The sequence below is a fragment of the uncultured Mycobacterium sp. genome (genome assembly GCF_964249325.1).
GTDB lineage: Bacteria > Actinomycetota > Actinomycetes > Mycobacteriales > Mycobacteriaceae > Mycobacterium.
On the sequence record NZ_CAXUCH010000028.1, the window covers coordinates 397 to 24,194 of the forward strand.

The 23,798-nt window shown below is 65.9% G+C and carries 21 protein-coding genes, 2 pseudogenes and 2 riboswitches (2 of these 25 only partly in view); of the genes and pseudogenes, 1 reads left to right on the top strand and 22 read right to left on the bottom strand.

What is annotated here, in order from left to right; all coding sequences use genetic code 11:
- From gcvP to ACFE99_RS06085, 12 genes and pseudogenes are all read right to left on the bottom strand, one after another.
- A pseudogene (gene gcvP / locus ACFE99_RS06030) lies at positions 1–2,399 on the bottom strand (aminomethyl-transferring glycine dehydrogenase) (it extends 387 nt beyond the left edge of the window).
- 33 nt (positions 2,400–2,432) lie between these two features.
- Positions 2,433–2,550, bottom strand: a riboswitch (glycine riboswitch).
- Positions 2,551–2,648, bottom strand: a riboswitch (glycine riboswitch).
- Between the two features lie 109 nt (positions 2,649–2,757).
- The gene (locus tag ACFE99_RS06035) at positions 2,758–3,393 is read right to left on the bottom strand and encodes a MerR family transcriptional regulator (RefSeq protein ID WP_375483373.1); all 636 of its coding nucleotides are present in this window, start codon (positions 3,391–3,393) and stop codon (positions 2,758–2,760) included.
- 266 nt (positions 3,394–3,659) lie between these two features.
- Entirely contained in the window at positions 3,660–4,151 is a 492-nt protein-coding gene (locus ACFE99_RS06040; RefSeq protein WP_375483375.1) for a bifunctional nuclease family protein, read from the bottom strand.
- A 106-nt stretch (positions 4,152–4,257) separates the two neighbouring features.
- Positions 4,258–5,010 (bottom strand): MerR family transcriptional regulator, encoded by a 753-nt coding sequence (locus tag ACFE99_RS06045; RefSeq protein ID WP_375483377.1) that lies wholly within the window; start codon positions 5,008–5,010, stop codon positions 4,258–4,260.
- Positions 5,007–5,480, bottom strand: coding sequence for a glycogen accumulation regulator GarA (gene garA, locus ACFE99_RS06050; protein ID WP_375483417.1), 474 nt, complete (start codon positions 5,478–5,480; stop codon positions 5,007–5,009). Before garA ends, ACFE99_RS06045 begins: the two co-directional genes overlap by 4 nt.
- Before the next feature lie 325 nt (positions 5,481–5,805).
- A complete protein-coding gene (gcvH, locus tag ACFE99_RS06055; protein WP_375483379.1) occupies positions 5,806–6,204 on the bottom strand; it encodes a glycine cleavage system protein GcvH in 399 nt (132 codons plus the stop codon).
- 26 nt (positions 6,205–6,230) lie between these two features.
- Positions 6,231–7,088: a DUF881 domain-containing protein gene (locus tag ACFE99_RS06060; protein WP_375483381.1), complete on the bottom strand. Its 858-nt coding sequence runs from the start codon at positions 7,086–7,088 to the stop codon at positions 6,231–6,233.
- A gap of 5 nt (positions 7,089–7,093) precedes the next feature.
- Positions 7,094–7,426 (bottom strand): small basic family protein, encoded by a 333-nt coding sequence (locus ACFE99_RS06065; protein WP_083087320.1) that lies wholly within the window; start codon positions 7,424–7,426, stop codon positions 7,094–7,096.
- Between the two features lie 65 nt (positions 7,427–7,491).
- Complete coding sequence (locus ACFE99_RS06070; RefSeq protein ID WP_375483383.1) at positions 7,492–8,409, bottom strand: DUF881 domain-containing protein; 918 nt, start codon at positions 8,407–8,409, stop codon at positions 7,492–7,494.
- Positions 8,402–9,004: a CDP-alcohol phosphatidyltransferase family protein gene (locus ACFE99_RS06075; RefSeq protein WP_375483385.1), complete on the bottom strand. Its 603-nt coding sequence runs from the start codon at positions 9,002–9,004 to the stop codon at positions 8,402–8,404. Before ACFE99_RS06075 ends, ACFE99_RS06070 begins: the two co-directional genes overlap by 8 nt.
- Before the next feature lie 127 nt (positions 9,005–9,131).
- Positions 9,132–11,456 carry an accessory Sec system translocase SecA2 gene (gene secA2 / locus ACFE99_RS06080; protein ID WP_375483387.1) on the bottom strand — a complete coding sequence of 775 codons (2,325 nt, stop codon included), beginning with the start codon at positions 11,454–11,456 and terminating at the stop codon, positions 9,132–9,134.
- A gap of 32 nt (positions 11,457–11,488) precedes the next feature.
- Positions 11,489–13,132, bottom strand: coding sequence for an acetolactate synthase (locus ACFE99_RS06085; protein ID WP_375483389.1), 1,644 nt, complete (start codon positions 13,130–13,132; stop codon positions 11,489–11,491).
- A 124-nt stretch (positions 13,133–13,256) separates the two neighbouring features.
- Between ACFE99_RS06085 and ACFE99_RS06090 the strand changes: the two genes are divergently transcribed.
- Positions 13,257–15,170: an ABC transporter ATP-binding protein/permease gene (locus tag ACFE99_RS06090; RefSeq protein ID WP_375483391.1), complete on the top strand. Its 1,914-nt coding sequence runs from the start codon at positions 13,257–13,259 to the stop codon at positions 15,168–15,170.
- A 55-nt stretch (positions 15,171–15,225) separates the two neighbouring features.
- Here the strand turns inward: ACFE99_RS06090 and ACFE99_RS06095 are convergent, their stop codons facing one another.
- The 10 genes and pseudogenes from ACFE99_RS06095 to ACFE99_RS06140 form a co-directional block, all read right to left on the bottom strand.
- Positions 15,226–16,692 (bottom strand): FAD-binding protein, encoded by a 1,467-nt coding sequence (locus tag ACFE99_RS06095; RefSeq protein WP_375483393.1) that lies wholly within the window; start codon positions 16,690–16,692, stop codon positions 15,226–15,228.
- A gap of 179 nt (positions 16,693–16,871) precedes the next feature.
- Positions 16,872–17,372 carry a VOC family protein gene (locus ACFE99_RS06100; protein ID WP_375483395.1) on the bottom strand — a complete coding sequence of 167 codons (501 nt, stop codon included), beginning with the start codon at positions 17,370–17,372 and terminating at the stop codon, positions 16,872–16,874.
- 104 nt (positions 17,373–17,476) lie between these two features.
- The gene (locus ACFE99_RS06105) at positions 17,477–18,160 is read right to left on the bottom strand and encodes a TetR/AcrR family transcriptional regulator (protein ID WP_375483397.1); all 684 of its coding nucleotides are present in this window, start codon (positions 18,158–18,160) and stop codon (positions 17,477–17,479) included.
- 77 nt (positions 18,161–18,237) lie between these two features.
- Positions 18,238–18,939: a hypothetical protein gene (locus ACFE99_RS06110; RefSeq protein WP_375483419.1), complete on the bottom strand. Its 702-nt coding sequence runs from the start codon at positions 18,937–18,939 to the stop codon at positions 18,238–18,240.
- Positions 18,940–19,021: 82 nt separating this feature from the next.
- A complete protein-coding gene (locus tag ACFE99_RS06115) occupies positions 19,022–19,981 on the bottom strand; it encodes a sterol desaturase family protein (RefSeq protein WP_375483399.1) in 960 nt (319 codons plus the stop codon).
- A gap of 62 nt (positions 19,982–20,043) precedes the next feature.
- The gene (locus ACFE99_RS06120; protein ID WP_375483401.1) at positions 20,044–21,252 is read right to left on the bottom strand and encodes an NAD(P)/FAD-dependent oxidoreductase; all 1,209 of its coding nucleotides are present in this window, start codon (positions 21,250–21,252) and stop codon (positions 20,044–20,046) included.
- Positions 21,253–21,256: 4 nt separating this feature from the next.
- A complete protein-coding gene (locus ACFE99_RS06125; RefSeq protein ID WP_375483403.1) occupies positions 21,257–21,448 on the bottom strand; it encodes a ferredoxin in 192 nt (63 codons plus the stop codon).
- A gap of 18 nt (positions 21,449–21,466) precedes the next feature.
- The gene (locus tag ACFE99_RS06130; RefSeq protein WP_375483404.1) at positions 21,467–22,396 is read right to left on the bottom strand and encodes a metal-dependent hydrolase; all 930 of its coding nucleotides are present in this window, start codon (positions 22,394–22,396) and stop codon (positions 21,467–21,469) included.
- A 316-nt stretch (positions 22,397–22,712) separates the two neighbouring features.
- Entirely contained in the window at positions 22,713–23,441 is a 729-nt protein-coding gene (locus ACFE99_RS06135; RefSeq protein WP_375483405.1) for an MgtC/SapB family protein, read from the bottom strand.
- Positions 23,442–23,588: 147 nt separating this feature from the next.
- Positions 23,589–23,798 (bottom strand): annotated as a pseudogene (locus ACFE99_RS06140) (chloride channel protein); it runs 1,231 nt beyond the window's last position.

The following is a 23,798-nucleotide window of genomic DNA, read 5'->3' on the forward strand; positions in this document are numbered from 1 at the left end:
ATGCACTCGTGGGCCACCATGCCGTTCTCGCCGGTGTAGAGCACCGGGTAGTACTCGTCGAGGCGGCGGGCGATGTAGTTAGCCGACGCGATCGCGGTCATCGACGCCTGGCGGAGGCCGGCGGCGCCCATCATCCGGATGTAGGCCCAGGTGATCGGCAGAATCGACGCGGACCCGTAGGGCGCCGACGACACCGGCCGCCCGTCTGGCAGCTCAGGGGCGTATGGGTGCCCCGGCAGGAACTGCGCCAGATGCGAGCGTGCCACGATCGGGCCGACGCCCGGGCCGCCGCCGCCGTGCGGGATGCAGAACGTCTTGTGCAGGTTGAGGTGGCTGACGTCGCCGCCGAACTTCCCCGGCCGGGCCAGGCCCACCAGCGCATTGAGGTTGGCGCCGTCGACGTAGACCTGGCCGCCGGCGTCGTGCACGGCCGTGCAGATCTCGGCGATGTCGTGCTCGTACACGCCGTGGGTGGACGGATAGGTGATCATCAGCGCCGCCAACCGGTCGCCATGCTCGGCTACCTTGGCCCGCAGGTCGTCCAGGTCGACGTCGCCGTTGTCGCGGCAGGCCACCACCACTACCCGCATCCCGGCCAGCGCTGCCGATGCGGCGTTGGTGCCGTGTGCGCTGGACGGGATCAGACATACGTCGCGCTGCGGCTCACCGTGGCTGGCGTGATAGTCGTGGATGGCCAGCAGGCCCGAGTACTCCCCTTGCGAACCGGCGTTGGGTTGCAGCGAGACCGCGTCGTAGCCGGTCATCTGGACCAGCCACGTACTCAGTTGCTCGATGAGCTGTCGGAACCCCGCGGTGTCGGAAGCCGGGGCGAAGGGATGCAGGCGCGCGAATTCCGGCCAGGTGATCGGCTCCATCTCCGCGGCGGCGTTGAGTTTCATCGTGCACGAGCCCAGCGGGATCATGCTGCGGTCCAGCGCGACGTCCCGGTCGGCCAGCGTGCGCAGATAGCGCATCATCGACGTTTCGGTGCGGTAACTGGTGAACGCCGGGTGGGTCAGGAACTGCGATGTGCGCGTAGCGATGTCCGCGCCCACGGGCTCCGCGGGGTCGACCCCGAAAGCCTCGAGCACCGCGGCCACATGCGCATCGGTAGTGGCCTCATCACACGACACTGACACCTGGTCGTCGTCCACGCGCCAGAGGTTGATGCCCCTGGCCTTCGCCGCAGCGATCACCTCGTCGGCGCGGCCTGGCACGCGGGCCAGTACGGTGTCGAAGTACTTGTCGTGCTCCAACGCATCGCCCACTGCGGCAGCTATTTTCTCGGCGTGGGCGTGCACGCGGCGTGCGATACGGGTCAACCCCTCGGCACCGTGGTAGCTGGCGTACATCGCAGCGATCACCGCCAGCAGCACCTGCGCGGTGCAGATGTTGCTGGTGGCCTTGTCGCGGCGGATGTGCTGCTCGCGGGTCTGCAACGCCAGCCGGTAGGCGGGGAACCCATCCACATCACGTGACAGCCCGACCAGCCTTCCCGGCACCTGGCGGGCGTGCTGCGCGTGCACAGACAGGTAGCCGGCGTGGGGGCCGCCGAATCCCATTGGCACACCGAAGCGTTGGGTAGTGCCGAACGCCACGTCGGCGCCGAACTCTCCGGGCGGAGTGATCAACGTCAACGCCAGCAGGTCGGCGCCGACGGCGACCAGTGCGCCGCGTTCATGCGCGTGTCGCACTAACGCAGACCAGTCGGTGATCCGGCCGCTGGCGCCGGGCAGCTGGGTGATGACGCCGAAGAACTCGCCGTCGGGCAAGCCGTCACGCAGGTCGGCGGTGACGATCTCGATGCCCAGCGGCTGCGCGCGGGTGGCCAGCACCGCGGCGGTCTGAGGAAACAGGTCGACATCGAGCACCAGTCGACCAGCCCCTTTGCCGCGAGACGCCCGGTGCATCAGGGTCATCGCCTCCCCGGCCGCGGTGCCTTCGTCGAGCAGCGACGCGTTGGCGACCTCGAGGCCAGTGAGGTCGGCGACCATGGTCTGGAAGTTCAGCAGCGCTTCCAGCCGGCCCTGGCTGATCTCCGGCTGGTACGGCGTGTAGGCGGTGTACCAGGCCGGATTCTCCAAAATGTTGCGGCGCAGCACCGCCGGGGTGAGCGTGTCGTAGTAGCCCTGACCGATCATCGATACCGCGACGGTGTTGGCGGCAGCCATCGCCCGCAGCTCGGCCAGCGCCTGCTCTTCGCTAGCTGGCGGCGGCAACCCGTCCAGGCCGGGCGCGGCGCCGCTGTCGGTCAGTGCATCGAGGATCCCGGTCGGCAGCGCTTTGGCGGCCAGCTCGTCGAGCGACTCGATACCGATGACGGCAAGCATCGCCGCGATGGCATCGCTGTCCGGCCCGATGTGCCGGTCGGCGAAACGGGTTTCGGTGAGGTCAGACATCGCGGGCTCCTGACATCGGCAGAGGACTACGGGTCCTCTCCCTCTGTCCTCTACCCGAGCCGGGCGCCTGAGAGATTCGACAGCTGCGCTATGCCCAGCACGTCTTTCCCCATCGGCGGGTGAGCATCGTCACCGCTTTCCAGAGGCATCGTGTCCCCGCGCGGTCCGGGTGCCTGAGAGGTTGACGGAGAGGTGTTGCTCCTTCGGCGTCCGTGGCTGGCGGTCACGGAACTCTCCCGCGCGGGATCGATGCACTGCCGATTTTACCGGCTGCTCTTCAGGCCTACGAGCGCGCGTGTGTGTACCCCGATACGCCGTGGCAGTGCGTACAGCCGCGCACGCTCGCGCGAATAGACCGCTAGCCGATCTTGCGGTCGCGGTGCTTGCGCCGCGAAGCCAGCTCGTCCTCCGGCGCGGCGATCGACTCGCCACCGTCGGCACGCTCACCGGGGAAGTCGGCAATCACACCGGTCAGCTCGCGCATCGCGCCGGACACGGCGATGCCGAACACGCCCTGCCCGCCCTGCAGCAGGTCGACCACCTCCTCAGCAGAGGTGCACTCGTACACCGTCGTGCCGTCGGAGAACAGCGTGATGTTGGCCAGGTCCTGAACGCCGCGCTGGCGCAGGTGGTCGACCGCGACCCGGATGTTGTGCAGCGAGATACCGGTGTCGAGCAGGCGCTTGACGATCTTGAGAACCAGGATGTCCTTGAACGAATACAGCCGCTGGCTTCCGGAGCCGGCCGCGCTGCGGATCGACGGCACCACCAGCGAAGTGCGCGCCCAGTAGTCCAGCTGGCGGTAGGTGATGCCGGCGATCTGGCAGGCGCTGGGCCCGCGGTAGCCGACCAGCTCGTCGGGCACGGAATCGTCGGGGAACAGGCCTGCCTGCACGGGTTCGCTCGGTGCCGTGGCGGTGGGTTCGGGGCTCGTTGCGGAGTCGTCACCCTTGGCGTCAAGGTCTAACTCGTCTTGACGTGGTTGGTCGCCCACGGTGCTTCCTCTCGCCGCTGTCACCGACTGCCGCCGCAGTCGCGCTTGGTCAGGCCCGAGTGCTTGAGAGCATACGCTTTTCGACAAGCTGTCGTGCTGCTCGTCGCGATCAAGCCGCCATCAAAGTATGGCCGCGATCGGGGGCGGCCGACGCTTTCCGCGGGGCGTGTCGAGGTCCAAGTCATAGATGAGACGCATCCGTAACATCGCGGACAGCACGAGCCGACCGCGTCCGCGGTCAGCGCGTCGCAGCCAGTCGATGTCGATTAGGTCGCTTTGAAATCGTCGGGCGACACGCTGTCGAGGAATTCCTTGAACTTCTCCACCTCATCCTCGCGGACAGCGCTGGGCTCCTCGTCGCTCTCGTCCGGGATCAGCAAACCCGCCTCCGCGAGCACTGCCTCCTCGACGTAGATCGGCACGCCCACGCGCAGCGCGATGGCCACCGAGTCCGACGGCCGCGCCGAGACCTTGATGTTGCGGTCGAAGATCAGATCGGCGTAGAAGGTTCCCTCCTGCAAGTCGACGATCCGCACCTCCTTGAGGGAATGCCCAAGGGCGGCAATGACATCGCGGATCAAGTCGTGCGTTAGCGGGCGGGGCGGCTCGACGCCCTGCTGCTCCAGAGCGATGGCCGCGGCCTCTGACTGGCCGATCCAGATCGGCAGATACCGGTCACCGTTGGCCTCGCGCAGCAACAGCACCGGCTGGTTCTGCGGCTGCTCGACGCGAATGCCCACAACGCGAACTTCAGCCATCTGTGTCTGCCCTCCGCACGTGCTGCCGTGTTCACTCGACCCGGTGTCACGGAACCGCTGGACCCTCAGACCACCGAACACCAAGCCGTCGAACGAAGTCTAGTCCTCAGCGGTGCAGAACGTCGCGTACGGCCGACTTGATCAACGCCGTGTGCAAGGTGATCGCCAGCGCGGCCACCTCCCGCGCCAAGTCGTCGGCGCGGTCCCGGGCGCCGGCCTTGCCAGCTTTGCCTGCCCCGACGAGAGGCGCGGTGATCTGGGCGATCAGATCGGATTGCCGATCAGCCGCCGAACGGAATGCCCGCAGGTGCCGCGGTTCGATGCCGTAGTCGGTCAGCGCCCGGGCGCATTGCAGGATGACGACGGCGTGCTCGTCGAAGAAACCGCCAGGCCCGGTGGTAACCACGCCTGCCTTGAGCAGCGCTGTCAGCAACTCGCCGTCCACCCCCGACCGTTCCAGCAGGTCCTCCCGGCTCAGCCGGACGCCGGCGGGGGCCACCGAGGTCGTGTCGGCTGCGGCTTGGGTTGGCGCGGTACCCGATAGCGACACCAAACGCGGTACGCCGTAAGGCGATCCAGAAGGCGGCAGCTCACCGTCAGGCTGGGCATCCAGCTGCGCCTTGATCACCTTCAGCGGCAGGTAGTGGTCACGCTGGGCGGTGAGGATGAAGCGCAGCCGGGCGCAATCGTAGGCAGTGAACCGGCGATACCCCGACGCTGCGCGCTGCGGGGTCACCAACCCCTCGGCTTCCAGGAACCGAATCTTGGAGATGGTGATGTCCGGGAACTCCGGTCGTAGCAGCTCCAGTACCGCTCCGATCGACATCCCGGTCAGCGCGGGCGTCTCCGGTGCGGTCACGAGCTAGGCGATCCCCCGTCCTCGCTGGGCTTGGGGCCGGTCAGAAACACCAGGCGGAATTTGCCGATTTGAACCTCGTCGCCGTTTGCCAACACCGCCGAATCGACCGGCTCACGATTGACGTAGGTGCCGTTGAGGCTGCCGACGTCGACGACGTGGAACTCGTCGCTTTCCAAGCGGAATTCGGCGTGTCGACGGCTCACGGTGACGTCGTCGAGGAAGATGTCGCTGTCGGGATGCCGGCCGGCAGAGGTGACCGGTTGATCGAGCAGGAAGCGAGACCCCGCGTTGGGGCCTCGTTTGACGACCAGCAACGCCGAGCCGGCCGGCAGGCCTTCGACGCCGGAAACCGCACTCTCCGTGCCCGCTTGCGCGGGAGCATCCAGTTCGTTGAGGAAGTCGGCCCGGAAGACCGATGTCGTCTCCACCGTGACTTCGTCAGAGGTCTGGTCGTTGTCCTTTTCCGTCACCGGCTGCTCCTCACTGGCCGCTGTGGCGCTGTCTGGCCGGGCCCACTGGGCCGGCCGTCCGACCGCATTACCGTCGTTGTCTTGACCGTACCGCGCACGGGTCCCCAATGTGCCCACCACCGCAGGATCACCCGAGCCGAGGCCAGGTTGCTTCGCGGGGCGTCCAACGGCCGCATCTCGGCCCGGGGAGTCGTGCCCATATGCCCGGCTCCTCCTGGGGCGGCTGCGCGCCCGCATCGTCGCCGGCTGGTGCTCCATCGCCCGGCTCCTCCTCGGGCCGCTGGCCGCCCGCATCGTCGCCGGGCGAAAGGCACCTTAACAATCGTCATTCGGTCAGCGTCCCGCGGTAGGCGTCGGCGTCAAGCAGCGCGGCGAATTCCTGTTCGAGGGCGCCGCTCCCGTCGGCCTCGAGATCGAGCAACCATCCCGCGCCGTACGGGTCGGAGTTCACCAGCTGGGGGCTGGCTTCCAGATCACGGTTGACCGCAACCACTTTCGCCGAAACCGGCGCATACAGGTCTGACACCGACTTGGTGGATTCCACCTCGCCGAAAGATTCGCCCGCGGTCACGGCTGTACCGACTTCGGGCAACTGCACGAACACCACATCACCCAGAGACGATTGCGCGAAGTCGGTGATGCCCACCCGCACTGTGTTTTCCCCGGTGCGACGTACCCACTCGTGCTCGGCGGTGTAGTGCAAGTCGGGCGGGATTTCGGTCACGGCAATCCTGTTCTGGTCGACATAGCTTATTTGACTGGCTGAGCGTATTGGCGTGGTTTTGGTTGCCGCAAGGCGGTGACATCGACTCGGTCCGCCTGCTGTACCGACATGCGTCCTCCCACGCGTTTGACGCTGTCGACTGCGCCGCCGGGGATGTTCATCGCTGCGGCCAGCGTCGGCGGATCCCCAACGGCCAGAATCGAATACGGCGGCGACAGGGTTTTGCCGTCGATGGTCAGTGCACCGGGTGCGCCGACCACCCAGGTGTCGACGCCTACCCGCAGCGCCTGGTGCCTGTCGTTGATCTCGATGGCCTCGGCGCCGGCGGCGCGCAGCTCGTTGATGACATCGAGCATCGCCTCCGGCGCGACACCCGGCCCTGGGTCGTCGATTTTGACGCTGACACCGGGACCGGTGGCTCCGACGGTGCCGACCAGGATGGACAGCGCCGCAAGCCTCGCCTGCGCGTTTTCGATGGCCGCCTGGTTGCTGCTGCCGGATGCCTGCAACGAACTCAGCGTGCGCTGCAGTTCGGTGACTTCGGTGTTCAGCGTCGCCTCGCGCTGCCTTAACGAGTCCAGCAATACCAACAGGTCAGCCGGGCGGGCGGTTTCCAGCGAATCACCGGACTCGTTCTGCCGAACCTGGGTGACAATCGCGACGCCGAGCATGAAGCACAACACGATCGCCAGCGCACCGAACACCAACTGTGAACGGCCACGCCGCAATACACCGCCCAGGTTGGATCGCCGCAGCCACCCGAACCTTTGCCGTGGATAGTCGGGGGGCAGTTCGTGGCGGCCGTGCGGCGCGGCTCCGGCAACGTGGGAGTCGCGTTGCTGCCCGGCGTCGTCGCCGCCACGTGCTGCCGGTTGATCGGTCATCGGTGTCAAGCCCCGAACAACCGGCGTCGCAGTGCGGCGGTGTTGCCGAATATGCGGATGCCCAGCACGACGATGATCGCCGTCGACAATTGTGTTCCGACGCCGAGTTGATCGCCGACGTAGACGATGAGCGCGGCCACGAACACGTTGAAGACGAACGACACCACGAACACCTTCGGGTCGAAGATCCGCTCCAGGTAGGCCCGCAATCCGCCGAACACCGCGTCGAGCGCGGCGACCACGGCGATCGGCAGGTAAGGCTGGATGACCTCGGGCACGCTGGGATGGAAGACCAAACCCAGCACGATGCCGACGACAAGAGCCGCGAGACCGATCATGTGGCTCCGGCGTTCGCCGCGGCAGTTGTTGAGGCTGGTGTCATCACGATTCCTGTCGGTTCGATTCAGGGGCCAAACTGCTTGGCCAACTTAACATCCCGAACAGCTCCGGCTGGCAATGCGAGTGCGTCGCCGACGCTGACACTGACACCAACACCGTAGGAAACCTCCAACAGCCGGAGCCGATGCAGACCGGGGCTGTGGTCGAAAAGGTCGCGCATGGCATGCGGCGGTCCGATTGCCTGAATCGTGTATGGCTTGCTAATTGGATTATTGTCGACCAAGATCGAGCCGCCCGCCTGCCGGATCGTGACGTTGGGCCCGATCCGGACACCGCCCACTGCGAGAGCTTCTGCGCCACTGGCCCACAACGAGTTGACCACCAGCTGCAGATCGCGGTCCAGAATGATTTGCCGGCCGCCGGCCACGCGCTGTTTGGAGACGTCGGACAGATTCGGGCTGACCCCCGGGTCCGTCACCGTCACGGTCAGACCGGGACCAATGACTGGCGTGCTGGCCGACGCCAACGCCAGCTTGTCGAGGTTTCCCAGCAGTCGCTGCCCCTGCGCGTCGGCAACCAGTGCGCGCCGCTGCACGTCGTCGACTTGCGCCGCCAGCGCATTACGGCGTGCGGTCAGCTCATTGGTGGACGCCTCCGCCGAGCGCACGCTGGCTGCCAGCACCTGCTGGGCAGCGCTGACGCCGGGGGCAACCGAACGGGCTTGCGCGACCGCCGCCGCGAACACTACGGCGACCAGTAACGCCGCCGCGGCTTGCCACATCCGGCCAAGCATGCGGGCGCGGCGGGTCGGCGGTGCGGCGGCGCGGTCACGCTCGGCGGCTGTCGCGGCGTAACCCGGATCCAGATGCTCGGACAGCAGAGCGCGCAGCAGCGACGGCACTGGGATCAGTTGCGGTCGCCCGGCCTCGTGCGCGCTGCGGCCCGCGACGGGGTCATACCCGCCCAGCGTCTGGTCAGCCACGACCCGCTTCGCCTCCCACCCTGGGCAGCCGGCGCACTACCATGACCATCTGAGCCACGTACAACACGAATGACCACAGGTACATGTACAGGCCCCAGATCAAAAACGCCCAGCCGCAGGCCAGCACCACGCGACTCCACAGCGCGTTCCACTGCCCCAGCAGGATCAGCGGGAACGCCGACATCAGAGCGAAAGTCGCCGCCTTACCGATGTAGAGCACGGGCAGCGCGGTGAATCCGCGGCTGCGCAGCACCGGCAGCTCCAGAGCCAATAGCGCGTCGCGAGCCAGCAACACCGCGATGATCCACCACGGCACGATGCCGCGTAATCCGAACGCGATCGGAACGGTCACCACGTAGAGCCGGTCAACCGCCGGATCTAGCAGTTCCCCCACCCGCGACGCCTGGTTCAACACCCGCGCGATCTTGCCGTCGGCCCAATCGGAGGCGCCACTGAAGATCAGGATCGCAAGCGCCCAAGCGTCGGTATGCGCCACCAAGAGCAGATAGATGAATACCGGGATGAGCACCAGCCGGATAACGCTGAGCGCGTTGGGCACCGTCAGCACCCGGTCGTGCGCCGCCCCCGGCTTCATGAGCCGTGACCCTAGCTCAATTGCCCGGCTCCTCCGCATCGCGCTACGCGCTCTGCATCGTCGCCGGGCCCCGCCCCAATTGCCCGGCTCCTCCGCATCGCGCTACGCGCTCTGCATCGTCGCCGGGCTAGCGGAATACCCCCGGCAGGCTCAGCGCGGAAAGCGTGTCGTCGGCCAACGGGTTGTCACGCACCATGTAGGTCCAGGTCGACGTCGGCCGGGCCAGCTTGGACAGGTCCACGCCCGGCTCATCCTCGATGGCCGGTGAGGTTTCGAACGTCTGCTGGCCAGCCTCGATCGCGTCGGCGGCCAACGAGGCGAACGCGTCGACCGCCATCCGGTGGAACTCGTCAAGCGGGTTTTGCCGGCCCAGTGCCCGCAGGTGGATGCTCTCCCGGATGTCGGCCAGGTAGGCCAGGTGATCGGCCCAGCCGCGGTCGAGGTGATACAGCATGATCAACCGGCAGATCGTCTCCAGGCGATCTTCGGCCAGCTCCTCGGCCAGCTCCTTGTACCGCTTCGGTGACAGTTCGGCGAGCTCCTTGCGGGCGGTGTCGGTGCTCAGCAGCGCATTCCGCCGCTCGACGATGATGGCCCGCTGCTGGGCGATCAACTGGTTATAGCGCCAGGTGTTGGCGTGCACGTCGAGCAGCTTGCCTTCGGCGACGCGCTGGGCATGGTCGAGCAAGCCGGCCGCTTTGGGGCTGGTGATCCGCCCGTTGTCGTCGGTGGCCATCGGCAGCTTGTGCTGCTCCAAATTGGCGGTGACGACGTCGTCTTCCCAGCTGGCGAAGAACACCGACGAGCCCGGATCGCCCTGGCGTCCGGCGCGCCCCCGCAGCTGGTTGTCGAGCCGTTGGGTGTGGTGTCGCCCGGTGCCGACCACGTGCAAGCCGCCCAATTCGGCGACCCGGTCGTGATCGGCCTCGTCGGAGCCGCCGAGCCGGATGTCGGTGCCGCGCCCGGCCATCTGGGTAGACACCGTGACCACCCCGAATTTGCCGGCCTCAGCGATCACCCGCGCCTCCTCGGCGTCGTTTTTGGCGTTGAGCACCACCGCCGGCACACCGCGGCGCAGCAGCCGCTCGTGCAACTCCTCGGATTCGGCCACATCGCGGGTGCCGACCAGCACCGGCTGCCCGGTCTCGTGCACCTCGATGATGTGCTCGACGATCGCGTCGTTCTTGGCGGCCGCGGTGATGTACACCCGGTCGGCCTCGTCTTCGCGGATGTTCGGCTTGTTCGGCGGGATCGGTGAGACGCCGAGTTTGTAGAACTGGCGCAGCTGCTCGCCGGCGGCGAGCGCGGTGCCGGTCATCCCGCAGACGGTGGCGTAGCGGTTGATCAACGCTTGCACCGTGATGGTGTCTAGCACCTCGCCGGTCTCGGTGGTCTCGATGCCCTCCTTGGCCTCGACGGCGGCCTGCAGCCCGTCCGGCCAGCGCTGTAGCTGCGCGATGCGGCCACGCGAGGCGTTGATCAGGTGCACGGCGTCGTCGCGCACGATGTAGTGCACATCGCGCTGCAACAGCACATGCGCGTGCAATGCGACGTTGACCTCCGTCAGCGTCGTGCCGACGTGCTCCTCCGAGTACAAGTCGATGCCGCCGAGCGCCTTCTCGATTTTGCGGGCACCGGTGTCGGTGAGATGGACGTTGCGGTTGTCGGAGTCGGTGTCGTAGTCCTCGCCAGGCTGCAGTCCGCCGACCAGCCGGATAATCTCGAGCCGCGGTGTCTCCCGGTGCGTGGTTCCGGCCAAAACCAGCGGCACCAACGCCTCGTCGACGAGCACCGAGTCGGCCTCGTCGATCAGCGCCACGTCGGGATCGGGCGACACCAGTTCGGCGACGTCGGTGACCAGCTGGTCGCGCAGCACGTCGAAGCCAATTTCGTTGACCGAAGCATAGGTGACGTCGCACTGGTAGGCCGCCCGGCGTTCGTCGGCCGTCGACTCGGCGGTGATCCAGCCGACCGTCAACCCAAGCGCCTTGATGAGCGGGCCCATCCATTCGGCGTCCCGGCGGGCCAAGTAGTCGTTGATGGTGAGGACGTGCACGTGCCGGCCGGCCAGCGCATACCCGGCAGCTGCGATCGCCCCCGCTAGGGTTTTGCCTTCGCCAGTGGCCATTTCGATCACATCCCCGGCCAGCATGCGCAGCGCGCCGAGCAGCTGAACGTCGAAGGGGCGCAGCCCGGTGGCCCGCTCGGCCGCTTCCCGGGCGATCGCGAGGAACTGGGCAATGTCGGCGGATTCGGCGAGATCGTCCAGCCGCAGCAGGCCGGCGGCCTTACGCAGTTGCTCGTCGTTGAGCCCGGCGGCCTTCTCGTCGTATTCCGCCGACGCGCTGACCTCGGCCAGCGAATGGCTTTGGTTCTTCTCGGTGCTGGCGCCCAGTAGCCGCCAGAATCGGCTGCTCAGGCGCCCCGGCTGAGCGCTGGTGGTCTTCGGCACAGGTCAACGGTACGCGGTGATGACGGACCCGCTCATGCCAAGTTCGACCGGCGGGGATACGCGACTGCGGGGTCGGTGAGCACGTTGACGACGGCAGGCAGCCCGCTGCCGAGCGCCCGTTCCAAGGCGGGGCGTAGCTCGGCGGGCGTTGAGACCAGCTCACCGTGGCCGCCGAGCACGCGTGCCAACTCGTCATAGCGGGTGCCCGGCCGCAGCTCGGCAACCACCGAGTAGCCGTAGAGAGCCTCCATCGGGTGTTTCTCCAGCGCCCAGATGCCGTTGTTGCCGACTACCGAGACCACCGGCACGCCGTGGCGGACCAAGGTGTCCCATTCCATGCCGGAAAACCCGAATGCCCCGTCGCCCTGCAGGAGTACCACTTGGCGGTCCGGCCGCGCCAGCTTCGCTGCCAGCGCATAACCCGGGCCGGAGCCAAGGCAGCCGAAGGGGCCGCTGTCGAGCCAGGCGCCCGGAACGTAGCTATCGATCACCCGGCCGGCGTAGGACCCGAAATCGCCGGCGTCGACGACGATGATCGCGTCGCGGTCCAACAGCGGCGCCAGCTCGGCATACACCCGCATGGGGTGCAACGGAGCGCGCTCGTCGGCCAGCTCGGCGCGTTCGAGATCGCGCACGGTGGTTTCCGTCTCGCGCAGCAGCCCGATCCAGTCCTCAGGGTCGGGCCCGCTGGTGTCGGCGAGCGCCGACAAGATCACCGACAGGTCGCCGTAAAGGCCGGCCGCGATCTGACGCGGATGCTCGCGCTGGGGTGCCGCGCGGTCGGCCACGATGAGCTGAGTCTCGGCTCCGAACACCGCGCCGAAGCCCAGCCTGAAGTCCATCGGCACCCCGAGCACCACCGCGACGTCGGCCTCCCGCAACGCTTTTGAACGCGCACGCGAAAACGCCAGCGGATGGTCGGCGGGCACCGCGCCGCGTGCCATCCCGTTCATCAGCACCGGTATGCGCCGCTGCTCGACCAGCCGCAGCAACGCCGCTTCCGCATGGCCCCACCACACGTTGGTGCCCGCCATGATTACCGGCCGCCGCGCCTTGCCCAGCAATTCTGCGGCGCGGTCAAGGGCGTCGCCGTCGGGCGCCGGTGCCGGCGGGGGGTCAGCCAGCGCACCGGCCCGGTTGTCGTCATCGCATGGCGAAAACACATGGTCCATCGGGAAGTCGACGAACGCGACCCCCGAGGGGGCGGCCACCGTCGCTCGCAGTGCGTCGTCAATCAGTCGCCCGGCATCGTCGGCGGATTTCGCAGTGGCCGCAAAGCGGGCCAGCGGCGCGACGAACGGCACATGATCGATTTCCTGCAGCGAACCCATGCCCCACCGGGCCGCCGGCGCGCGGCCACCCAGCACGAGCAGCGGCGACTGGTTTTGCTGCGCGGCGGCCATCGCGCTCATCCCGTTGGTGACACCGGGACCGGCGGTCAGGGCGGCCACGCCGGGTTGGCGTGTCACCTTCGACCAGCCCTCGGCGGCGAAGGTGGCGGTCTGCTCGTGGCGGGTGTCGATCAGCCGGATGTCCTCGCTGCGGCAGCCGTCGTAGATGGAGAACAGGTGGCCGCCGGACAGGGTGAACACGGTGCTGATGCCGCTGGCGCGCAGCCGCCGCGCGATCAGGCGGCCGGCGTGGATGGTCTGGCTGCTGGGGGCATCGGTGCTCATTGGCCGAGCGTAACGATCGCCATGGCGCTCTCGCCGGGCCGCTGAGGTAGCTTCGCGGGAAAATCTCGTGAGGCCAGCGTTGGATCGACGCCTTAGCCGGCAAGCACCGAGGGAGTAGCGCACCGTGGAGTTGTTCAAGCCCTCCATTGACTGGAGTCACGCCCTAGGCGATTCGTTGCGGTGGATTGCGGTGGCATGGTTGATCAGCGCGGTCTGCGTGATCGTCGTGGTGGCGCTGCTGCGATTGCTCACGCCGTGGGGCCACCAATTTTGGCGAATCACCGGCGGCTATTTCGTCGGTCGGCGCAGCATTCCGGTCTGGCTGATGCTTGCCGTGCTGCTGTTGTCGGTCGTTATCGCGGTGCGGCTCAATGTGTTGTTCAGCTACCAGGCCAACGATCTGAATTCCTCGGTCCAGACCGCGGTGCAGGGCATCGCCGCCCACAACCAACAGGTCAAACAATCTGGAGTGCATGGCTTTTGGATGTCGCTATGGATCTTCAGCATCATGGCGGTGCTGCACATCGCCCGCTTCATGCTCGACATGTATCTGATGCAGCGCTTCATCGTTGCCTGGCGGGTCTGGCTGACCGACCGACTCACCGGCGATTGGCTAACCGGGCGCTCTTATTACCGAGGGCGCTTCATCGACGCCACCATCGACAACCCCGACCAGCGAATCCAGCAAGACATCGACGTGTTCACCGCCGGGGTGGGAGCCACGCCTAACGTGCCGTCCAACGGCACCAACAGCGTGTTGCTGTTCGGTGCCGTCAATTCGGTGCTGTCGGTGTTTTCGTTCACGGCCATCCTGTGGAAGCTGTCCGGCACGCTGACCATCTGGGGTTTCAGCATTCCCAAAGCGTTGTTCTGGAGCGTCATCGCCTATGTCTTGTTCGCGACGATCATCGGGTTCTGGATCGGGCGGCCGCTGATCTGGCTGAGCTTCCGCAACGAGCTCACCAACGCCGCCTTCCGCTACGCGCTGGTGCGGGTGCGTGACGCGGCCGAGGCAGTCGGTTTCTACCGCGGCGAGCGCGCTGAACGGGTGCAGCTGTCGGAGCGGTTCCGCCCGATCATCGACAACTACCTGCGGTTCGTGAACCGGACGATCGGGTGGTTCGGCTGGAACATCTCGATGAGCCAGGCGATTGTGCCGTTGCCCTGGGTGCTGCAAGCGCCGCGGTTATTCGCCGGCCAGATCAGGTTCGGCGACGTTACGCAGTCGGCGACCGCGTTCGAGAGCATTCACGACGGCCTGTCGTTCTTCCGTAACGCCTATGACCAGTTCGCGAGCTATCGTGCGGCGATCATCCGGCTCCATGGCCTGGTCGTGGCCGACGAGAAAGCCCGCGAGTTGCCCGAGATTCTCACCACACCGAGCGTCGATGACGCCGTCGACATCGAAAGCCTGGAAGTGCGGACACCGGACGGCGACCAGCTGATCGATTCCCTCGATGTGCACCTTTCGGTTGGTGAGGCGTTGGTGATCACGGGACCGTCAGGTAGCGGTAAGACAACGCTGCTGCGCAGCCTTGCCGAGTTGTGGCCGTATGCGTCGGGGACGTTGCGGCGACCCGACGGTGCCAACGAAACGATGTTCCTTTCGCAGCTGCCGTATGTGCCGCTTGGCGACCTGCGAGCCGTGGTGTCCTATCCGTCCTCCGCGGGTGACATTCCCGACAGCGAGCTGAGCGAGGTATTGACGAAAGTGGTGCTGCCGCATTTGGTTAACCGCCTCGACGAGGAGCAGGACTGGGCGAAAGTGCTGTCCCCCGGCGAACAGCAGCGGGTGGCGTTCGCCCGGGTGCTGTTGACCAAGCCCAAAGCGGTGTTCCTTGACGAGGCCACGTCGGCGATGGACGAAGGGCTCGAGTTGGCGATGTATCAACTGCTGCGCACCGAGCTACCGGACACCATTGTGGTCAGCGTCAGCCACCGCAGCACTGTTGAGCCGCATCACGATCATCGCCTTCAGCTACTCGGCGAAGGACGCTGGCGGCTGAGCCGGGTCGAGGAGGAGCCGGCGCCCGTGTAGCGTTCGTTTGCGCGAGCAGGCGCAAAAGTACCCGAATGCCTGGGAAACGGGGCTTTTACGTCTGCTCGCGCGTGGCCGTGGCGGCGTGCGCTCCGGCGCGGCGCCCGAAGAAGGACCCTTCTCCGAGCTGGGTGCCGCTGGCGTAGCCCTTGCCGTCCTGAGCGATATTGGATGCACACGCGCCGACCGCGTACAAACCGGGGATGACGGTGCCGTCGTCGCGCAGCACCTGGCCGTCCACCGACGTGGCCAGCCCGCCGATGGTGAACCCGGCATACATCGCCTTCCCCAATGACAGGTCGAACGCACCCCAGGGTCCTTTGTCTTGCGGCGCAAGGAATTCCGGCTGCTTGTGGAAATCGGGGTCTTCCCCGCGGGCCGCGAACTCGTTGTAGCGGTTCAGCGTCGCAACGAGGTTGCCCTTCGGGATGCCGAGCGCGGCTTCCATCTCCTCGACGGTCTCCCAGCCGTCGATCAACGGCACCAGCGGCACTTGTGGGCGTTGCAGATGCGCTTCGTCGACGATCAGGAACGCTGCGCTGTCGGGCTGGTCCATCACGAAACCCGAAGTGCGCGAATGATAGCTATCCTCGGCGACGAACCGCTTTCCGAGTTTGTTGACGATGATCCCGGTGAGCAGGATCGACGGCGGGTAGGCCGGCGCCGTGATGAAGATCTGGTCCATGTGCTGGGTGGCACCACCGGCCGACATACCCAGCCGGATGCCCAGGCCGTCGTCATAGGTGTTGCCCAAAACGAACGGCTTTTCTGCCAGTTTCGGGGTGTACCGCGCCACCATCTCGTTGTTCATCACGAAACCGCCGGCGGCGATGATCACCGACTTCGCCTTGACCGCGCCGGTTTCCGAAAATTGCTTCCACATCACCCCGGTGATCGCGCCTGAACCGTCCACGATCAGCTGCGTCGCACCGGTCTCATACCGGATCTGCACGCCGAGATTCTCGGCGCGCTTGAGCAGCAAGTCGATCACCAGCTTCGCGCCCTCAGTGTCGCCAGGCACCGGCACCTTGTGTCCCCGCGGCGCCGGCACCGCCTTTTCAAAAAACGGCCACACCTTCTCGTTGCCGGTGTACATCAACCCTTCGGTGTTGGGCTGAATCACCGCCTTCTCAGGATAGAAGCTGCGCTCGAACTGAAAGCCAAGGCTTTCAAGCCAATTGAAGTGCTCGACGCTGCCTTCGCAGTAGGCGCGGATCTTTTCGTGATCCGGATCCCGCGACACCGCGACCAGATACTTGTACATCTGCTCCGGCGAATCCGCGTGACCAGTCGCCTGCTGGACCGCGGTGCCGCCGCCGAGATAGAAATGCCCGCCGGCCATTGCCGTGGTCCCACCGGCCGCGGCGGCGCGCTCCAAAACCAGCACCCGGGCGCCGGCGGCCGCCGCACTGACAGCCGCACACCCACCGGCAATGCCAAAGCCGATCACCACCACGTCGACGTCATCCGACCACGACGTCACCTCGTCCGCATTCACCGGTGCCGGTATCTCGGTGCTCACTGGCGCCGCTCCTCCTCATCGTCCCCTCGCAAGCTGGGGTCCCTCGCGCTTTGCATCGTCGCCGGCGGTGTTCATTGGCGCCGCTTCTCCTCATCGCTTCGCGCTTTGCATCGTCGCCGGCGGTGTTCATTGGCGCCGCTCCTCCTCATCGCTACGCTCTGCATCGTCGCCGGCGCGGCTCACTGCTGCTCCTGCTTCACGTAGTCGAAAAACGCCCGAATCTCCGGCGAGACGTGTGCGATCTCCACGAACGGCACCCCGGCCTGCGGTGCCGACACATAAGCGAACCGCATCCCGCCGGCCATCAGGCCCTCCTGCGCAACCGCTGCCCCGTGCTCGCCGGCCGCGGCGATCATCGCGTCGAACTGCTCGGCGGTTTTCGCCTCGACGCAGATGTGGTGCAGCCCCGGCCCGTTGTCCCGCAGAAAGTCACTATAGATGTTCGGCCCGCGGACCGGCTCAATCAGCTCCAGCTGCATATCGCCGAGGTAGCTCAGGGAAATGCTGGCAACGAAGTCGGCCGGCTCGCCGTGGTAGCGGCAGGTGTCCGACGGAAAGTGCACCTCAGGTAGCCGCACCCACTTGCGGACCCCTAATAGGCCGGTGAGGGCGGTTTCAGTGGCATTCAGGTCGGCGGTTACCCACGCGATTTGGACCGGCGATCCGGCGTGAAGGCTCATCGCCTCGCAGGATAGCCCAGCCGGTAGGCCCACAGATAGACGTTGCCACGGCCAACCGCTGCCGGTGCATGGAAGGTCGATGAACACGTTCTAATTCACGGGCGTCACCGCCGGGTCAGCACATCGACCAGCAACCGGACCGGGGCGTCGAAGACCGCTTGGGGGTCGCTCAGGATGTCGGGCCCGTACCGCCCGAAAACCTCGAGGCTGATCGCACCCACGATGGCTGCCCATAACAGGAAGCACTTGGCGACAACGCGATCATCTCCGGGAAACCCGAACTCGTCGCGGACCCGTTTGAAGTCCGACGCCATTGGCTGCGGCGCAGCATCATCGGTCAACATGATGTCGCCAGTGGCGATCCCGGCGGCCACCGCGTCGAACAACGCGCCCACCACCCGGGTGCCGGGTCCGCCGGTCCGTTCCGCCGGTGCGTGATAGCCGGGAACCGGGCTGCCGTACAGCAGTGCCCACCTGGCCGGGTGCGCAACCGCCCATCTGCGGACGGCGTGCGCGATCACGGTGACGTCGTCGCTCCACACCTCCGCCATTGCGTCGCGGGCCTGGTCAACGGTATCGGCCAGCTCGTTGTAGGCGTCGACGAGCAGCAGCGTCAACAACTCGTCGCGGTTGGCCACATACCGATACACCGCCGAGGAAACCATGCCCAGGTCGCGGGCGATCGCGCGCAGCGAGAGCCCGGCCGCCCCGTGGTCGACGAGGTGGCGGCGGCCCAGCTCGACGATTTGCGCCTCGATGCGCTTCCGCGAGGCCTCCCGCTTGGCCATGCGGTCAAGTCTGGCACAAGCGAGAACAGTGCTCTTGATTTGGCGCTGGGAGCCGCGGCTAGATGCCCGGTGACGTTTCAGGTTCGTGGCGCGAGACCGGCTGCTGCGCTGCTGACTTTGCCCACCCCAACGTCCTCGCGGACCTGCTGGGAAGCCGACACCCAGGACACCGCCGCCGGAAACTGCCCCCACCTGCTGTTGAACATCCCGACGATCAGCGCTGAACCCGGACTAGCGGTCACATACACCGGCCCGCCGGAGTCACCGTTTTGGCTGACGATTCCTTCGGACATGGTGAACCAGCCGTTGTTGACGCGTTCGACGGTCCCGCAGCTTTCACCAGTGACGACGCCGAAGTGGCAGACGGGATCTCCAGGCCGCACCACGAGGCCAGGATCTGATCCCAGCGCACGGCCGCCGGGCAGAATGTTGTTCGCCGTCACGTCATCGGCCAGGACAATCGCTTCGTAGTCGTTGATCTGCTGGTCCGTTGCGACGGTGGCGCCGTTGGGCGTGTTGTCGCGAAACGTCGCTAGGTTACCGATGACGTGGTTGTCTTTGTCGGTGACCGGGCCTTGCCCGCGGCAGTGACCCGCGGTGAAGGCGACCCGCAGTGCCGGATCGACGTAACCCATGGTGCACAGGTGGGTGTCCTGGTGGATTTCCATGCCCGGATACACCAGCACGGGGTCGGCCCCGGCGACCATCGGCGCCAGCCATGCCGTCAGTGCCGCGATCAGCGTCGCGGCGAAGGCGGATATTTCAGCCCGGCGCACCATCGACTCCGATCCGTCGGCGGCCGACACAATGCCGGCCAAAGGGTGGTTGCTGTGCAGAGCATCGGCGTAGCGCCTCGAGACTTTACCGGCTTGTGACCCGCGACGACGGTTGGGTGAGAAATTCGCCCGCGCAATCGGCGTCTAGCCGCCCTGTGCTGCGAGGCTGCCAGCCGGGTGGTCCGAACAGGTAACCCAACCGATCACGAAGGCGTGCGGCTGACCGCACATCGCCGGCGATCGCGACATATTCAGAGGTCTGCAGCTTCCAGACGTTGTACGTGCCGACCTGCTTGGTGAGCCCGTAGTGCGGTCGGAAGAGTTCGGGCTGGAACGTGCCGAACAGCCGGTCCCAGATGATGAAGATGCCGCCGTAATTCTTGTCCAGGTATTCGGGGTCCATGCCGTGGTGCACCCGGTGATGCGACGGAGTGTTGAAGACGAATTCGACCGCATGCGGTAGTTTGCCGATCCGTTCGGTGTGTACCCAGAACTGATAGATCAAGTTCACCGAGAAGCTGGCGAACACTATCCACGGGGGAATTCCCAACAGCGGCAACGGGATCCACATAAGGATCTCGCCACTGTTGTTCCATTTCTGGCGCAGCGCGGTGGCGAAGTTGAAGTACTGGCTGGAGTGGTGGGACCGATGCGTGGCCCAGATCAGACGAACTCGATGAGCGATGCGGTGATAGGTGTAATACAGCAGGTCGACACCGAGGATCGCGATCACCCACGTGTACCACCGGGTCGCCGACAGATGCCAGGGTGCGAGGTCCGCGTAAATTGCGGCGTAGCCGAGCAGCGCCAGGAACTTCCAGAGCGCGGACGTGGCCAGCGACACCAGGCCCATCGAGATGCTGGTCAATGAATCGCGGGTCAGGTACGCCCCGGAGGGCGCCCGCTCAGCGTTCTCGATCTGTTCTAGCTTGCGGGCGGCGGTCCACTCCAAGCTCAGCAGCAGCAGGAAAAACGGGACGGCGAACAGCACCGGGTCGCGCATTTGCGTCGGCAGCACGGACAAGAAACCTGCGATCCCATCCACATCCGACACCCTACGACTCAGCGGATCTCGAGGCGCTGATCCCTACCTCATCCGCCAGCCGACTATGCGGCGGCTTTCGGCGGAAACGCAGCACGGTCGGCGATCGCACTCCGGTAGGCATGCACCCGCCCGGGGATGGTGGATACCACCGCGATAGTCCGGCCGTCACGCCCGTAGGCGGCGAGGAACGTCCAGCCGTCGATGTCGCCCTCGATCACTTGCATGGCGTCGTAATCGTCGGGTACGCCGAGCATTTGCAACTTGACGTCATACTGATCCGACCAGAAGTACGGCACTTCGCCGTACGCGTCACCGCGCCCGGGGCCGGCCAGCAGTGTGCGCGCGGCGGCCGCACCTTGGCGTGCCGCGTGTTCCCAGTGCTCGACTCGCAGATGCTTCTCGTAGAGCGGGTGCCACCAGCGCGCCAGATCACCGGCGGCGACGACACGCTTGCCGCCCTCGACCGCACCGGTGGCATCGCACAGCACGCCGTCGTCGACACGCAAACCCGAACCGTCTAACCAGCCGGTGGCCGGGGCGACCCCCAGGCCGATGAGTACAAGATCGGCTGCCAACTCGTTGCCGTCGGTGAGCCGAACAGCCCTTACGTTGCCTTCGCCGACAAAAGTGTCGACGCCGACGTTGACCCGGACGTCTACGCCGTGCTGGCGGTGCAACGCGGCGTAGCGGTCTGCCATCTCCTCGCCGAGCGCTCCGAGCAACGGCCCCGCGGTCAATTCGACCAACGCCACATCTAGCCCCAGCGACCGGCAACTTGCGGCGACCTCTGCGCCGATGAACCCACCGCCGACGACGACCACCCGAGGACGCGCCTGCAACCGCTGGCGGATAGCCAAGCAGTCGTCGACGGTGCGCAGCAAAAACACCCCGTCCGGCACCGGGCCGCCCGGCCATTCCCGGGGCTGTGCGCCAGAGGCGATGACCAGCCCGTCGAAGCCCAACTCCTGCTCGCGGTCGTCGTCTCGGACCAGCACGGTGCGCGACGACATGTCAAGCCCCACGGCAGACGCCCCGCGCAGCACCCTGGCATCGACGTCGAAATGCGGCGCCAAGTCGATCCCCGCGCGCTGTACTTTTCCGGTGAGCAGTTTCTTCGACAGTGGCGGCCGGTGATAAGGAGCATGCCGTTCGGCGCTGACAATCGTCAGCGCACCGTCGTAGCCCTCTGCCCGCAAAGTCTCCGCCGCCCGGGTACCCGCTACACCGGAGCCGACGACGACGACCTGTTTCAGCTGATCATCTGACGACACGGCGTTAATCCTGAATGGTGATGGCCTGGGTGGGGCAGGACACTTCAGCACCTTTGAGCTTGTCGCGCATGTCCTCGCCCGGCTCCTCTTGGAGCAGGTGAAGATAACCGTCGTCGCCGAGTTCGAAGACCTCAGGGCAAATGCTCATGCAGACGGCGTTCCCGTCGCAGGTGTCGAAATCAACGAAAACCTTCATCGAATCTCCGTCCTTACCTCATGCCTCGACTTTGTCGACTCCGTGCGATTTCAGTTGGGCGATAGCGCGCTTCCGGGCTTCGCGGGCCGACGGCGAGTGCTTTAGGTAGTCCACCGCCATCTGCGTGGACGCCTCGGGCCCGGGATGGTGGCTGGGACGCAGGTAGCGGAGCGGGACGGTAACCAGCAGTTTCCACGGTCCCGGCACTTTGTACTCGCGCGCGGCGCGCAACCAGTCGCGCCATCGCGGTTTGGCGTCGATGGTCGGGTCGTGCGTCATCAAGTAGCGCACCCCGAGAAACCACCAGAACATGAACTGCGGGGCGGTCGTCAACATGGCCAGTGCTCGCAGCGGGTAGCTGCCGCACACGTGCTGATAGACGTCGTACACCAGCGAGCGGTGCTCGATCTCCTCGGCCCCATGCCAGCGCAGCAGATCCAGCATGACCGGGTCGGTGCCCGCGTAATCCAGACCCTGATTCTGCAGCACCCACTGACCCAACACCGCGGTGAAATGCTCGAGCGCAGCCACGTCGGCCAGCCGCCGATACAGCCACCACCGCTTCATCGCCGGCGGCCACCACCTGGGCGGATCCCCCAGGGCCCACGACAAATATTTCCCCAGCCGAGTGGTGTAGGGCGTGGTGTCGATGCCTTGCTCTGCCAAGTGGTTTAGCACCACTTGATGCGCCCAAGCATGCCAGGACTCCTGCTGGATGAACGGTTTGATCGCCGCCTCCAGCTCGGGATCGTCAACCAGCGACGACGCTTCCAGGACGGCCTTGATGAAGTGCCGCTCGCCCTCCGGCAGCAGCAAATGCAACACGTTCATCATGTGCGTCGCGAACGGATCATCGGGTACCCAGTGCAGCGGCAGATTCGACCAGTCGAAGCGAACTTGGCGGCGAAACGCAGGGTGTCCGTCGTGGCGCACTTCCACTTCAGGCATCGGCCACTCCTCTCCAGCGCGTTATGAGAGCCCCTCGTCGGATAAGGCAAACCTGCCGCCGCTTGACACCGCGGCAACCGAACGACACCCGCAGTAGCCGCCGCGGCGGCAACTCCCCCCGGCCCCGAGCGGTTGGCCACCCCATCCGGCACCAGCAGCGGGGCCAGACACTTACAAGCATAGTGAGTGAATGCCCGAATACACAACAGCAGTATGGGATAAGACTCAAAACTGCTGGTAACTAGGCATGTTTTGAGACAAGTGTCCAAGTGGGTATACGCGCGTTTACTATGTCAGTGAACACTGTCCCGGCACGCTAACCCGTGTCCGACATGGGCGGCATGGCATCGCTCGGCTCACCGGCGTACCAATGCACCGCCTGAATGCCCGGCTGCAGCGAGAGCTCTGCGACGAGGCGCTCAAGCCGTGCCTTTTTTTTAATATTCATCAGCAGATATTCTGTTAAAGTAACTTTGTCGTCGGCGGCGCGTCCGGTGTGGATCCCCCGGAGAATGAGGTCGTTGGTGCTGGTGTGCTGCACGATTTGGGCGCGCGCGTATTTTTCGCTTTTGGGTCGACAAATCAACTGAACTTGGTAGGGCTGCTGGTCTTCGCTTTCTTCGACGACGTTGTCGTGGTCGATCAACCGACCGAGTGGACGTCCCAGCAGGTGGATGGCGACCACGGTGCCGGTGGCGATCACGGTGAACAACAAATGCCCGGAGGCGGCCAGCACGCCTACGGCGGCCGAACACCACAGCGTCGCAGCGGTATTCAGCCCGCGAACGTTGAATCCCTCACGCAGGATTACCCCTCCGCCGAGAAAACCGACCCCGGACACCACATACGACGCGACCCTGGTAGGGCTGGTGTCGTTGGTGACCACCGCGTAGAGCACGAACAAAGTGGCGCCGGTTGCCACCAGCGCGTTGGTGCGCAGGCCGGCCATGCGTGCCCGCCATTGACGTTCCACTCCGATCAGCGCGCCGCACCCTAGGCCGACGGCCAAGCGCAGCACAAAGTCGGCCAGGCTCAGCGTGTGCATGGCAAGGCGCTCCTTCCTGAGTTGAGGCGGCTGATCACCCGCGAACAGTGTGTCCGATTTTGTCGACGACCAGACCAACACTGGATGTACAGGCAGGGTCATCGGCAGATCGGCGCGGCGGTGCTGGGCGCAACCACGCCCCGGTAATCATGCAGGCTGGCGCGCGCGCTCGGCTTCGGCCGCCTCACGATTCAGACGCTGGGACCGGTAAATGCTGACTCCGCTGTGCGACATCAGCAGCGACGCGATACCCACCGCGATTATCGCTCCGGGTACTGCGGCGAAGGATCCGGTCATCTCGGCCACCATGATCATGATGGCAAGCGGTGCGTGGGCGACGCTGCCGAAGCAGGCCAT